The 13,793-nt window shown below is 52.9% G+C and carries 14 protein-coding genes and 2 pseudogenes; 12 read left to right on the plus strand and 4 right to left on the minus strand.

Annotated elements, in window-relative coordinates:
• Window positions 1-148 precede the first annotated feature (148 nt).
• From RBB80_RS12195 to RBB80_RS12210, 4 genes and pseudogenes are all read right to left on the minus strand, one after another.
• Complete coding sequence (locus tag RBB80_RS12195) at window positions 149-448, minus strand: helix-turn-helix domain-containing protein (protein ID WP_433968425.1); 300 nt, start codon at window positions 446-448, stop codon at window positions 149-151.
• A 114-nt stretch (window positions 449-562) separates the two neighbouring features.
• Entirely contained in the window at window positions 563-1,198 is a 636-nt protein-coding gene (locus RBB80_RS12200) for a sigma 54-interacting transcriptional regulator (protein WP_433968426.1), read from the minus strand.
• Between the two features lie 303 nt (window positions 1,199-1,501).
• Window positions 1,502-1,723 (minus strand): hypothetical protein, encoded by a 222-nt coding sequence (locus RBB80_RS12205; protein WP_433968427.1) that lies wholly within the window; start codon window positions 1,721-1,723, stop codon window positions 1,502-1,504.
• A gap of 256 nt (window positions 1,724-1,979) precedes the next feature.
• Window positions 1,980-2,333: pseudogene (locus tag RBB80_RS12210) on the minus strand (transposase); the annotation flags it as partial.
• 363 nt (window positions 2,334-2,696) lie between these two features.
• On the opposite strand from RBB80_RS12210, the pseudogene RBB80_RS12215 reads away from it, so the two are divergent.
• The 12 genes and pseudogenes from RBB80_RS12215 to RBB80_RS12270 form a co-directional block, all read left to right on the plus strand.
• A pseudogene (locus RBB80_RS12215) lies at window positions 2,697-3,074 on the plus strand (polysaccharide biosynthesis/export family protein); the annotation flags it as partial.
• A gap of 52 nt (window positions 3,075-3,126) precedes the next feature.
• Complete coding sequence (locus RBB80_RS12220) at window positions 3,127-3,348, plus strand: hypothetical protein (protein ID WP_433968428.1); 222 nt, start codon at window positions 3,127-3,129, stop codon at window positions 3,346-3,348.
• Window positions 3,349-3,358: 10 nt separating this feature from the next.
• A complete protein-coding gene (locus RBB80_RS12225; protein ID WP_433968430.1) occupies window positions 3,359-4,693 on the plus strand; it encodes a hypothetical protein in 1,335 nt (444 codons plus the stop codon).
• 28 nt (window positions 4,694-4,721) lie between these two features.
• Window positions 4,722-6,233, plus strand: a complete 1,512-nt coding sequence (locus RBB80_RS12230; protein WP_433968431.1) for a GumC family protein — start codon at window positions 4,722-4,724, stop codon at window positions 6,231-6,233.
• Window positions 6,234-6,439: 206 nt separating this feature from the next.
• Window positions 6,440-6,994 (plus strand): tyrosine-protein kinase family protein, encoded by a 555-nt coding sequence (locus RBB80_RS12235; RefSeq protein ID WP_433968432.1) that lies wholly within the window; start codon window positions 6,440-6,442, stop codon window positions 6,992-6,994.
• A 776-nt stretch (window positions 6,995-7,770) separates the two neighbouring features.
• Complete coding sequence (locus RBB80_RS12240) at window positions 7,771-8,046, plus strand: transcription termination/antitermination NusG family protein (RefSeq protein WP_433968434.1); 276 nt, start codon at window positions 7,771-7,773, stop codon at window positions 8,044-8,046.
• Window positions 8,047-8,201: 155 nt separating this feature from the next.
• A complete protein-coding gene (locus RBB80_RS12245; protein ID WP_433968435.1) occupies window positions 8,202-9,353 on the plus strand; it encodes a sugar transferase in 1,152 nt (383 codons plus the stop codon).
• A 696-nt stretch (window positions 9,354-10,049) separates the two neighbouring features.
• The gene (locus RBB80_RS12250; protein WP_433969636.1) at window positions 10,050-10,646 is read left to right on the plus strand and encodes a UpxY family transcription antiterminator; all 597 of its coding nucleotides are present in this window, start codon (window positions 10,050-10,052) and stop codon (window positions 10,644-10,646) included.
• Between the two features lie 392 nt (window positions 10,647-11,038).
• Window positions 11,039-11,203, plus strand: a complete 165-nt coding sequence (locus RBB80_RS12255) for a DegT/DnrJ/EryC1/StrS family aminotransferase (RefSeq protein ID WP_433968437.1) — start codon at window positions 11,039-11,041, stop codon at window positions 11,201-11,203.
• A 134-nt stretch (window positions 11,204-11,337) separates the two neighbouring features.
• Window positions 11,338-11,652 carry a hypothetical protein gene (locus RBB80_RS12260; protein WP_433968439.1) on the plus strand — a complete coding sequence of 105 codons (315 nt, stop codon included), beginning with the start codon at window positions 11,338-11,340 and terminating at the stop codon, window positions 11,650-11,652.
• A gap of 35 nt (window positions 11,653-11,687) precedes the next feature.
• Window positions 11,688-11,978 carry a DegT/DnrJ/EryC1/StrS family aminotransferase gene (locus RBB80_RS12265; RefSeq protein WP_433969637.1) on the plus strand — a complete coding sequence of 97 codons (291 nt, stop codon included), beginning with the start codon at window positions 11,688-11,690 and terminating at the stop codon, window positions 11,976-11,978.
• 271 nt (window positions 11,979-12,249) lie between these two features.
• Entirely contained in the window at window positions 12,250-13,788 is a 1,539-nt protein-coding gene (locus RBB80_RS12270; protein WP_433968440.1) for an O-antigen translocase, read from the plus strand.
• Window positions 13,789-13,793 lie beyond the last annotated feature (5 nt).

The following is a 13,793-nucleotide window of genomic DNA, read 5'->3' on the forward strand; positions in this document are numbered from 1 at the left end:
TACAAAACTTTGCACACTCGTATTGATCAGAAAACCAAAAACCAACCTGCAGCACACTCAAAAGCCAGATTTGCATATCATCCAAGGACGGATTGCAGAAGCACTGGTGAGAGAAGCATGCCGGATGCCAAACCCTCACCAGTACGGGTTATCTGAAATCATCAATCCCGAGCATCTCTCCAGGATCGTGCAATGACAACTTTTGTAATGTGGGCTTGCTACACGGGATTACTGGTAACCCAACTTGCTTGATCTTGTACAACAGCGCGCGATAGCTGATATCCAGAGAGCGTGCAGTCTTTCTGCGATTCCACTTATGCGCCTCAAGCACACCAAGAATGATTTTTCTCTCGAGATGTTGGGTTGCACGTTTTGTCTGGACTCGCAAAGGAGTTGTCAAATCAATCACATCGGGTGCTGAAGAGAAGGGCTTTTCGGGTTGTTTCATAACAGAGAGGATGTGCTCTTCCCCCCAACACGACGTAGCGTTTTGCCATATTTTCAAGCTCTCGGATGTTGCCTGGCCAATGGTATGACTCAAGTCCCCTCATAAGGGATGAGCTCAACTCCGGAGCGTTCCCCCGAACTGCTTGCTGTACATCCTGATGAAATGATTCATTAGGATGGGTACATCAGAGGCGCGATCGCGCAAGGCAGGCATATGTATCCTAAGTACGTTAATCCGGTAGAACAGGTCGGTGCGAAATCCACCCTTGACTACCTCAACCTCAAGATCTCGGTTGGTGGCGCAGATTAATCGAATGTCGATTGCGCGTTCATCCACCGTTTCCAATCTCACCAGTCGGAAGTCTTGCAAGGCGTGCAGGAGTTTGGCTTGGAGCCCCAGATCTAGCTCTCCTATCTCGTCCAGAAATAGTGTGCCCTTATCGTCCTGCTCATACTTGCCGGCGTTCGATTTTTTGGCGGTGAATGCACCATGTTCATGTCCGAAGAGTTCGCTCTCGAAGAACTGATTGGGAATTGCTGGGCAACTGAATTTGAGGAAATTGTGGGCACGACGCGCGCTCAAATTATGCAACAGTCTTGCAGCCAGCTCCTTTCCGGTGCCGCTCTCACCAGTGATGAGAACTGGAACTTCGGTCAATGCAGCTTTTTGCAGTTGTGCGCAAATTCTATGGATCGTCGGCGAGTCGCCGATAAGCGCGTCAACCGGTTTGTACCCTTGAATCTCGAACATATGTCCTCAGCATTCAAGGACTAGGCACGTAAATGACCAAAGCGTGATTGAAATTACCGTAGCCATTCTTTTTGGGTAACCTACTTGTTGGGCTCCCAGTCGATCCTTCCTCCCAAACTATTCCTGAAATACTCTCGACAAGACGGCCTCCGCTGCTGTCTGTTCCGCAGTAATGACAGCTTTGCAATTTTCACACCATCGTTCGTACCGGGAAGTTCACCCTTGCTTTGGCGAGCCTAGTGCGGTGGCCGCTAAACTCGGAATCAACCAAGCTAATACCTTTTTCTCATTGGGCTAACTCAGTTACAATTTGCTGCACTCATTTTGCGAGATCTTGCATTCTCTTAGCAGCCCGTGGTGCAAGCGCTGAACTCCTGCAAGGCCATCGGTGCGGTTGACGGAGTGGATGGCTTCGGGAACGGTGGCGATACCGGGAGTGCGGGACTCCACTGCGCTATCTGTCCGATATCCGCAGGTGAGCCACCAGAAGAGGCGCAAAATCAGCCCACCGGCGCGGTTCTTCACTCTCGCGATGTACCGGCGCCAAGCAACTTGCGCAGAGCCAGACTCAGGCTGAACGCGCCTAGGTGAACCAGCTGCGCTTCAAGATGTTCTCACGTCCCCTCAGTTGGCGACGCCGTATGCCATCCGTTTCAAAGCAACGCCGAAGCTGGCGCTCGGCCATCTCGCCACGTCTCCTGAGCAAACTATTGCCGTAGCTGCCTCCCACCCCGCCGCTATTCTGATACGCCGCCTGCTGTTTGTCAGCCTCGGCTGTTTTCAGCACCCGGCACGCATGCCGTTCGCTCATCCCATGCGCCTCACACGCATGGCTCACCGCACGGCGTCGTCGCTCAGGGCTTCCCGAGGCGATGTCCTTCAACACCAACTTCTCCAGACTAAAATCCGACGCCACCCGACTAAGCTTCGCGTTCTCCTGCTCCAACTCCTTCAGCCGTCGCACTTGGTCCACCTTCACCCGCCGTACTCCTTGCGCCACCGGTAGTACGTTCTGCTCGACAATCTCCACCTCTTTATACGCCTACGGCAACGTCTTGCCGTTCGATACTCCAACCTCAACCTGCCGCAGCAGGTTCACAATCTGCTCCGCTGTATGCTTCTTGCCTCGCGCCATACATTGCTCCTTCCATACCAGTTTGACTCATCTCAACTGGCACAAAGCGAACCGGGCACTCCAAGGGTGAAAGCTTGAACTTGACTTGTCCGAGGGCGAGAAACATCAGAGCGCTATCAGCTTGTCATCCCGCAAAAACGTCGTCATCGAGCGAGAAGGCTGGGAGACCCAGCAACTTGTTCATGGAAGAGTACGCTCTCCTTAACCCGCACAAACAATTGCACACTTCGCAAAAGACTGCAGACTTACACGTTATTCACCGACATATCCATGGCTTAGCAGGTGGCAAATGTCTGAAAAGGCTCGTTGTCTTTGGCCATCTATTTGCTCTTTACTCGATGTGAAGTTAGACAACCATATACGATGCGTTCCTATAGTCCAATCCGACTATTCGCAATTCTGTTAGCGTTAGGTCTTTCAGCGACCGACAATCTGGCGCAAAGCGTCGCTGCGGCTGGATCAAATACTGTACGACTGTCAAACACCGAACACCCCGATACGGCATCGAATACCCATTCGCAGACTGCTATCGGGACATCTCAATTCACCCTTGGTGCGGCAGACATCATTCGTGTAAACGTGTGGAAGAACGCCGATCTCTCACAAACCGCAACGGTCGGCCCAGATGGGTTCGTTTCATTGCCGCTATTGGGAGATGTGCGTGCTGCCGGAATGACTGCGAATCAACTGGCGCAGGATCTGAGCGCGCGGCTTAGTAGTTACGTTGTGAGTGCTCAGGTTACGGTCAGCGTGGTCGATATCCGGAGCAGGCAGGTCTACGTGATGGGTCAGGTTGCTAAACCCGGGGATACCCCTGATTGCGCCGATAGCCGTTCTTCAGCTGATTGCTCAGGCAGGAGGGCTGAACACATTTGCGAATCGCAAAAGGATATTTATACTTCGTGGATCGAAAGGCGACCTACAGCGGCTAAAGTTCAACTACTCCAGCGCTATACACGGCGATGTCAACCAGAACATCGATCTCCAACCCGGCGATACAGTCATCGTTCCTTAGGAAAGGAACTATGAGCAAATTGGGATGCATTCGCCTCATTGCCGGGCTATCCATTGGGCTTTTTGCTGGCTCACTTTTTGCTCAGACGTCAAGCGACGATCAGACGAGTACGAGCGCCCACCCTCCCGTCGAGTCGTCTGGTGTGAACGCTGAAGATGCAGTTCAAGCCTCTAATGGGGGAGGAGAACAGAAGATGCAGTATGCCGCGGCACTCGATGGGACGGGGTTGATTTCTATGGATAGAACTACGCCCACGCACTTGCTCCTTGGTGTGGCCGTCGCTGGTGGGTGGGACAGCAACCCTGACAACCTGGGGAACGGTGCATCATCGGGGGTGTATATACTGAGTCCATATTTCGGGATACAGGTAAGCACTCCCAAGACGCAGTATCTTCTTCAGTACCAACCGACGATTACAGGGTACAGTTCCAGCATTTACTCTCGGGAAACCATGAATGTGGCGTCTGCCACGATTGCGGGGACCGTAAACGAACGATGGAGCTGGGATTTGAGCGCACGTGGTACCTATGGACAAGACTCACTCCGCTTACTTGCACCCCAGCAATCAGTCGCCGTAGGAGAGGTGCCTGGCAATAGTTCCAGTTCCGCTTCGTATCTCCCGAATGCAGGTACTGTAACATACGCCAACGGGGATCTAGACATCCACTATAGAAAGTCTGAACGGGATTCACTTGAGTTCCATGTGGCGAACTCATTCAGCCACTTCACGGGCATGAGCGAGAACAACGGCGTTGCAACGACCGAGCGTTTCGGCTACGGTAGAGAATTGTCATCCAAGCTCGGGGTGATTGCTTATGGCCAAAGCTCCTACATCAATGGATTCATCGATTGCGCAAGCTTTGGCGGCGGGATCGGTCTCAAGTGGCAAGCGGGTGAGAGAACCTCCCTCTCGTTGAGTGGCGGCCCACAATTTGATACGTCTGCGTGCGGCAATCAGCTGGAATTCTCCTACAACGCTGCATTCAGTACAAGGTTGTCGTCCAAATCGCAAATCTACTTATTGGCGTCTCGTCAGCCCACCGCCTCTTATCTGGGACCACAGTTGTCGCAATTGAGTGTATCTGGCGGATATCAAAGGAGGATAACGACTAACGGCACCTTGAGCCTCGACATAGGCTATGCCCGCAGTGACACATTAGCGACAGGGAGTTCATATCATGAGACCTACTTCGGCTGCATTTACGGTTACCGTATCGGGCATGGGTTTAGTGCTACGTACACCTATCGTGGCTACGTAGGCGATTCGAATGGAACTAAATTTACCCGTAACCTGGGGCTGTTCTCACTCACGTGGACTCCTGGTGCGGGCCGCGTCTTCCAGTGAAAAGTTACAAGTTGAACTTAAGGACAAGATGCAGGAAGAAGCATACTCAGATAATTCGTCGGTATCGATTAGGCAATGCCTCGGGGCGTTGAAGCAGCACGGCCATATTGTGTTCCTATCATCGCTCCTGCTTGCCATTCTTAGCATAGTTGGCACATCTCTGCTTCCGAACGTCTATCGTGCGACCACCACGATCCTGGTAGATCCGCAAAAGATTCCCGAAAAGTATGTTTCATCGACGATAGATCCGAACGCGCGAATGAACACTTTGACACAACAAGTGCTCAGCTCCTCCAGATTGCAGGAGATTATTGATAAGAACAATCTCTATCCAGAGTTGCGGAAAAAGGATTCAAGAGAAGAAGTGTTGGACCGCATGCGCGAGAAGACCAAGATTGAACTGAAGCAAAGCCCAGAACCAGAGCAAGGATTGAGTAGTTTCAGCATCTCTTACGAAGACAATGATCGAATGCTTGTAGCGCTGATAACTAATCAACTTGCCTCCAGTTTTATTGATTGGAATCTCAAAGTACGCCAACAACAAGCGCTTGGTACAACTCAGTTTCTCTCAAGCGAATTGCAACAGGCCAAAGAGGGCCTCGAAGAGCAGGAGAGCCAACTCGAAGCGTTCAAAATGAAGCACGTTGGAGCGACGCCCGACGAACTCAACGGAAATTTGCAGGCACTTTCACGGTTGCAGGCTGAAACGCAATCGAACATGGATGCCATCAGCCGGCTCGACCAAGAACGAATCCTGTTAACCCAAGTTAAATCCATGGAAATACAGACCGCGCCCCTCACGGAGCGAGAGCGCCTACTTCAGGAAAAGCGTCGTTTGGAAAATGAGCGTTGGAACTTGAAGCGACAGTTCACGGATACATATCCTGACGTCATTGCCGTCACGGAGCAGCTTAAGAACGTGGACGCCCGACTGGTAACAACGTCCGCGCCAGATTCGTACGACTCGAACACTCAGGTGCGGCTCGCTTTGATTGACAAAGAGCTGCAGCGACACAAACAGCACCTCGCAGAGCTCAATCAACAGATGCAAACTTATCAGTGGAAAGTGGATTCTGTGCCGGTTCTCGAGACCCAATTAGTCAAACTGACGCGAAACTACGAGTCATCTAAGCAGAATTATCAGTCCCTTCTCGACAAGAGGTTCTCGGCAGGAATGTCGGAGGAACTTGAACGAGAGCAACAGGCGGAGCGATTCACAGTCTTGGATCCCGCCAAGACCCCGGAGAAGCCCGTCAGACCAAAGCGCCTCCCGATCATGGCAGGTTTGCTGGTAGCGGCTTTCCTGATTCCAGCCGGTACTGTTATAAGTATCCATTTCCTTAGTGGCTCGATCAGATCTGAGGAGGAAGTAAGGGGGATGCTTCCACTGAAGATCCAAGTTCTTGGGACAATCCCGCCGATTACGAGCAGAGCGGATCTGCTCCGTGGACGGACAATCGCGGCTCAGACATTTGTAGTGTCAGTAATTGCATGCACGGCGCTGGTAATCTTCCTGCTCAAGGTTAGGCCTATTTTATGAGTTCCACTCTAGGGCTACATACGACAAACACGGCAGGCCCGGTTGATGACGTCCCTCGGCGGTTGATCCCAGGGAGCCGGGTGATTACGATCCAACCAAACAAAAAGTCCCGTCTGGTCTTCTTGATGGAGCCCACGGGGCTCGCGGCGGAGCTATATAAAATGCTACGCCGTCGACTCTGCACCCTCCATCCACCCGGAGGGGCAATGTTGATTACGAGCCCAGGTCCGGGCGAAGGAAAGACTCTAACCTCGGTCAATCTCGCTTGGTGCCTGGCGGATGCCGGCCATCATACTTGCCTGGTCGATCTAGATTTTAGGGCTCCCGGAATCTCTCCTGCACTGGGTTATGCGTTCGAAGAGGATGGCGTGGAGGACGTACTGACCGGCAACCGGACCATTAGTCAATCCGTTCGTCAAATAGCGGGACGTTCGCTATATGTATTAGGTGTCAAAAAACGGCTGACCTCGCCTGGGGAGTTTCTGTCATCTGCGTCATTAACTCCGCTGTTGGCTAATCTTCGCGCAACGTTTCGATGGGTCATTCTGGATATTGCACCGGTAATTCCCATGGCGGACGTCGCTGAGGTTTTACCGTATGTCGACGGGGCACTTATGGTAATACGTTCAGGGAAGACGGACAAATCGATGGTTGCACCATCTCTTGAGATAGTGGGATCCAAACTTTGGGGAGTAGTCGTGAATGACTCTCCTATCAACGGTAGCTCGTACTACGATTATTACGGCAATCTTAAAGACTGAACCGGGGAGAGAGTGGGGACGAATGAGTAGTCAGCCGAGTGCTTTTGTCACTTCTGTGATTCGGTACGCGTCCAATCTGTATTCCGGCATTGTAGAGCGGATATGGTGCAGACAATGAAGGGACCTACTTTTTTCCATGTGAAACGCATTGGTTAAGTATGCAGGTCGCTGCACACTGTTTAACGCTTTGTAAGGGATGTTTCTCACTATTCCGAGCAGGTGGTTATTGTGCAACATTAGACTTGGCTCAAGTCTGTCTGGAAGAGTCGCCGCGTGTTATCCCCGGATGGTCTCTTCCATTACAAAATGCTTCGCCTATTTCAAATCAATACCGCGCAAGGTGCTTCACTTTCTTCATCCGTTGCCTCAAAAGTGCTGTTCGTGCAAGCTAACCCGATAGATATCTCGACTTAGCCAAGATTGCCGGATCGCACTCCTAAGGTTGCAACATTTTCGGTTGTAGCCGCCGCGCTGGTTTCTCATTTGTGCGAAGGAAACAAGGTGGGCTGGCACGCCAATTGCTTAAGCTTTAGAACATAAGGATGGAATTGTCCGATTTGAATTGACAGCTCGTTTCCCCGGCTTTCATGTGTTTTTGTCTTTTGCTACTTCCAACGGCGCTGTGCTGATCGGAAATTGGAAGTGAATTGGGGCACTTCAACAGTGACAATCTGTAAGTCACCGTCGCGAAGCGTTGCCCAATTGTCGATTGACAAGGCTAGGAGAAAGAATGAGCTGCCAAGCGAATCCGTTGCCGAGCTATATCCCGGTGGCAAGTGAGCGATGTTCCTCGTTGGTATGCCGTCTATACACATCCGCGTCACGAAATGGTCGTAACGAAACAACTCGAATCAAGATCCGTCGAAGCATTCCTTCCTACTTTTGTCACTGAGAGCCGTTGGAAAGATCGGCGCGTACGCATTCAAACTCCAGTCTTCCCGGCGTATGTGTTCACACGCATCAAGTTGGCTGAACGAAGCAAAGTGGAGCCGCTTGCTGCTGAAATGACCTATGTGCGCCATAGCGCCATATTTGCATTCGTAACACGGTGAAGTGCCCTCCGATTTTGATGAAGAGACAGTCGTTTTGGGATTAGCTGAATATACGTATACGCTTGACACCCCAGTTCTTTGCGCGACGGCGTCATCCAGTTTCGACACTACGTCAGATCTTCACCAGTTGCTGAGACATACCGAGGATGGTTTGGATGGCTACTACGAAACCTGCACGTTTGCCCCGGATAAAGAAGGTTTCCGCCGAAGATGATTCTTCGGCCTCCTATGAGGGACGGCTGCAGATTGCTCCGATCCAAGAAGCAATCTTCGTCCAAATGCTTCGGCTCGAGCGCAGGAGAAGCGAGCGCTCCGGAAAGCAATTCATGCTTGTTCTCATAAGCGGCGATGACTTCCAGACCGATTTAGGTGGCCTGCTCATTCAGAATGTGGTGGCTGCAATTTCCTCAAATACGAGGGAGACCGATGTTCTCGGTTGGTATGAGCAAGACGTCACATTAGGCTTGCTCATGACGGAAATTGGCCAAGCCGACGCGGCAACCGTCGACACCATTATTCAAAAGATATCGGTTGCGGTGCAGCGAGCTGTTAACTCTGTGGCCTATCACCGCCTTACACTGGTCTTCCGAGTCTTCCCGCAGGAGATAGCAAAACTATCGAATGGAGATGAGCTTGTTACTCTCTACCCCGATATCTCCAGTAAGCGCGGCTCGAAACGACGTGGGCGCCTCCTCAAGCGGGGTATGGATATATTTGGCAGCCTGTTCGCGCTGATTGTATTTTTTCCGGCTTTTCTTGTCATTGCCTTGCTCGTGAAATTGACATCGAAAGGCCCGGTTCTCTTTGCTCAAAAACGGGTTGGCCAGTTCGGAAGAGAGTTCACCTTTTTCAAATTTCGTACCATGCATGCCGATAACGACCCACAGATACATCGGGAATATGTGACGAAGCTAATTGCAGGTGGCGGAGATCTTGGGCAAGGGAATGGGGTCTACAAGCTGGTCAACGATCCCAGAGTAACCCCTCTCGGTCGATTCCTGCGAAAGAGCAGCCTTGATGAACTTCCACAGTTCGTGAATGTCCTTATGAACGATATGTCGCTCGTGGGGCCGAGGCCCCCGCTTCCCTATGAATACGAGCGATACCAGACTTGGCATAAACGTCGCGTACTAGAGCTAAAGCCAGGACTGACTGGTTTGTGGCAGATCGAAGGAAGATCGCGTACAACCTTCGACGAGATGGTACGCATGGACATTAGGTATGCAAACATCTGGTCTCTGTGGCTGGACGTCAAGATCGTGATGCAGACACCAGCAGCGATGCTCTCTGGACGCGGCGCCTGCTAAATGTAAAGTTGCCCTGCTATTCGCTCCACTAATAGGTTAGTGGAGTACTACGATTGTCAGGACCCTTCTTCAGAGACTTCTCCCGTGGTCGATTTGTGCGAATGACTGATCTTTTGGCGGCACGCATTGGAGAGATAACGCAATTCGATGCACCTCGAGCAACCAGTCTCTCAAGGAAACAGTGCCATTGCTGTTATTGTTTTCGGCACTCGATGTGCTTTTGTGACGTTGTGGGGTAGCAGGGTTGTCTAAATAGCCCTCCAATTGCTCTTCTGGAGATGTATCGACGAGCTTCAATCCAAGCGTTCAGATGGCATTCAAATTGCTCGCGAAGAAGTAGGGTCAACAGACCAGAGTGACACGTGCGCGGAATTGAACCCGCTGCGTGGAATCGACCGATGTTATGTCCCCGGCAAGCGATGGTTTTATTGATGACTATATCTCGATCAACACGAATCGTTGGTGTGATTTGTAAGGCTTGGAATTGCGAGCCGAAACGTCGCGACGGGTTTTGGAAGCAAGGATGGACGCGGTGCCAGAGAGAATCGGGCAAACCGCTTCGATCCGAAGGGAAAGAAGGGGCTGTAGCCCACAAACCGAAGCTATGCCTTCCCGATGGGCAACATGAGATGCAATTCGCATGGGAAAGGGAAGCGAAGGAAAATGGCGACTTCATCGAGTGGTAATCTGATCAACATGCAAGACACAGCGTGGTGCGCGCTATTTACGCGCCATCAGCACGAGAAGTCGGTAGCATGTGGGTTGACTGCCAAGGGATTCGAGGCATTTGTGCCCCTCTATGATTCGATGCGGCGTTGGAAGGATCGAAAGAAGTTAGTTTCACTGCCGCTCTTCCCTTGCTACGTATTCGTCCGGGGAGCGCTCACCCGTCGATTGCAAGCCGTGACGACACCCGGGATTCATATGATTGTGTGCACCGGGGATCAAGTCGCGGTCATTCCGGAGGAGGAAATTGAGGCAATTCGGCGGATCATTCGCGGACCGTATCGGGTAGAGCCGCATCCGTTTTTGAAATGCGGCGTTCGGGTTCGAGTCAAGCGAGGAGCGCTCGAAGGAGTCGAGGGGATCCTGCTCCGGAAGAAGAATCTCTGTCGTTTGGTTTTATCTGTCGATATGATGGCGCAGTCGATCGCAGTGGAAATTGACGCATCGGAGGTGGAGCCCGTGACAGCGCTCGGGGAAGCAGCTGCCTACAGACCTGCGGCGACCGTCTCTCATGCAGATGTTCGGGCTTGGTCTGTATACGGGCCTTTGTCAATACCTCCAGGATGATCGCTTCCACGTAACGAGTGTCTACCATCTTGAAGGCCCACACTTTTGGATTCTGCCGGCATGCGGCGTGCCGACCAACGCGCTTGACCTCTTTCAATCGGGGAAACTGTCTGCACTGATGGATCAGCTTGAGCGATTGGTTCGATTGGATCATTGTCGATTCACCTCCGGTGCTTCCCTTGGCGGACACAACTGACGGAAGGCATCATTCTCGTACGCGTCAAGGAATTACTGAAAAGAGACAATTGCAGAGGGGTGTTGTGGCGCTCGACTCTAAAAAGCTAATCGGTGGGGTGTTGAACTGCTCGAGGAGCCGGCGCAGCGATTACTACTATGGCTTGCCCCCATTGCCATCGAGCGGGGTAACGCGTTGAAAGGAAGGAATTCTCCATTTGCAGAAGGCGTATTCGAAGCGGCGGTATGGGCCGGGAACGTTTCCAGTGACCGAGGCGGCGGCAGAGAGGATTGTTTCCCTACCGATGTATCCCAGCCTGGCTGCCCCGCAGCAGCGTGTGGTTGAAGCGCTGTTGGCGGCAGCGCATGTGTTTAGCGTGTGATCTTGATGGTGGACTATACGAAGTAGGTAGCCGATGTTCGACAACGAAGTTATTACAAAAAGCGAATCCAGCGACTGGCAGGTGCGATTCCGCAGCGGCGAGAGAGCATTGATGCGATGATACGGAGCATCCTGATGCGCGCCATGTGCAAGACGGTAGGCAATGATCTTCAAGTGAGCCCGAACCTGGTGAGCGTATTGGGCTGCCGCACGCCGCAAATTGCGTTGCTTCAGCTTTCATCCGTGCAAGATGCTGACGACGGGCGAGGGCAGCATGATCACCGCAGCGGACGACGGCTTGGCTGCGTACATGAGGCGGACGCGACACACGGCGTGTCGTTATCGGACCTGGCGCGCCATGGTTTGTGTAAAGTGATGGCCGAGAGCTATGGCGAAGTCGGCTACAACCGCATGACAGACTTACAGGCTGCGGTGGGATTGTCCAGTTGAAGAAGCTCGATGAGATGTTGGCAAGGCGACGCGGTATGGCGCGTCGATATACCGAGCACCTAAGATCGATTCCATGGCTTCTGCCGCCGCAGGAACCGGCAGGATCATGCCACAGCTATCAGTCTTACATGGTGCGGCTGACGAACGACGCTCCGATTAATCGCGATCAACTCGTGCAAGGCTTGCTCGACCGCGGGATCTCGACGCGACGCGGCATTATCGCCATCCACCGCGAAGCGCCCTATCGCTGCGATTGGGGCAAACTGCTACCGAACACTAATATTTGCCGGACTCGGCGATCATTCTCCCGCTCTTTCACGAGATGACGGAAGAAGAAAAGGACTGGGTTATTGAGTGCCTCGAAGGAATTGGCTATCACAGGAGACTCTCGAGTCCCGTCGTCAGCAGGACATGACTGTAGCCCACCCCGCTTTGATATCTGACTCCACTCCTGGTCGTGCTGCTCAAATGATTCCGATCACCGTCCGTGATAACGGCGAGGTGGCAGCTCCTGATTGCACCTGTTCAGGCATCGCTGTCCCAAGCGATCTCCAAACTCCGCCTGCTCGGCCGGCGCCGAGTGCGGTCCGGATCGCGATGAAAGCGAATGAAAGCTACCACGAGATTCTCAAGTCTTCCGCGCTGATCGGCGGCTCTCAAGTGGCGAATATCGTGATTGGTATCGTACGCATCAAGGCCATGGCGATGCTGCTTGGTCCAGCCGGCTTCGGACTGTTTGGTCTCTATGGGTCCATTCAGAACCTTACTCAGAGCATCGCCGGCATGGGCATCAACAGCAGCGGCGTCCGCCAGATTGCCGAGGCGGCAGGATCGGATGACAAAGCCCGGATCGCTCAAACCGCAGCGGTTCTTCGACGGACAGCCATCATTCTTGGATTGCTCGGCGCGGCTTTGCTGCTGGCGTTCTCTCGGCAGATTTCCCAGTTAACCTTTGGCAGCACAGAACACACGGCGGCTGTATCCCTGTTGTCTATCGCCGTTTTCTTCGGCCTCGTGTCCGGCGGGCAGGGGGCCCTGATCCAGGGCATGCGACGCATTGCCGACCTTGCCAAGATGAACGTTTTGGGAGCGTTCTTCGGACTATGCGCCGGCATCCCACTGGTCTACTTCTTCGGCCAGAAAGGTGTGGCGCCTTCGCTCGTTGTAGTCGCGGCCATGAGCATTCTAACGTCTTGGTGGTACAGTCGCAAGATCGATACTCAGCCCGCACATGTCACGCTCTCTCAGGTTCGGCAGGAGGCTTCCGCCCTTCTAAAGCTGGGCTCAGCATTCATGGCAAGCGGTTTGATGACCATGGGGGTTGCCTATGCGGTGCGAATCATGGTGTTACGCCGGGTCGGATTTGAGGCGACCGGGCTTTACCAGACCGCATGGACGCTAGGCGGACTATACGTTAGTTTCATTCTCGGAGCCATGGGCGCCAACTTCTACCCGCGCCTCACCGCCAGCATCCACAACCACCCCGAAGCCAACCGCTTGGTGAACGAACAGACCCTCATTGGGCTTCTTCTGGCGGGACCGGGTGTGCTTGCGACGCTCACCTTTGCCCCGCTCGTGATTATGCTGTTCTACTCAGCCAAATTCGGAGCCTCAGCAGAACTTCTGCGCTGGATCTGCCTGGGGAACGCGCTTCAAGTGGTTACCTGGCCAATGGGTTTCATCATTGTGGCCAAAGGGAATCAGAAGCTATTCTTTCTGGCCGAATTTTCCTGGACGGTCGTAGCTATCGCACTCGCCTGGCTCTGCCTGCGCTGGTTTGGATTGAATGGAGCCGGCATTGCCTTCTTTGGATCCTACGTCTTCCATCTGTTTCTCATATATCCAATCTCCCGCTGGATGACGGGCTTTCGGTGGTCGAGGGAGAACGCGCAAAACACTGTAGCCTTTCTCGCGCTGATGGGACTCGTTTTTGGCGGATTCTACGTTGTCCCGGTTTTGTGGGCGACCGGCATCGGGATGTTGGCTACAATCGCGAGCGCCGTCTACTCCATGCGGGTTCTGCTTAGGCTCGTTCCCTTAGAGCGCGTTCCTGGCCATGTTCGACGATTGTTCGTGACACTAACCTCCGTACTCCGTCCAAAGGACGGCCGTTCGGTCGATTGCTCTCATGTGTGATAAGT

The organism is Tunturiibacter gelidiferens, assembly GCF_051013345.1.
Classification (GTDB): domain Bacteria; phylum Acidobacteriota; class Terriglobia; order Terriglobales; family Acidobacteriaceae; genus Edaphobacter; species Edaphobacter gelidiferens_A.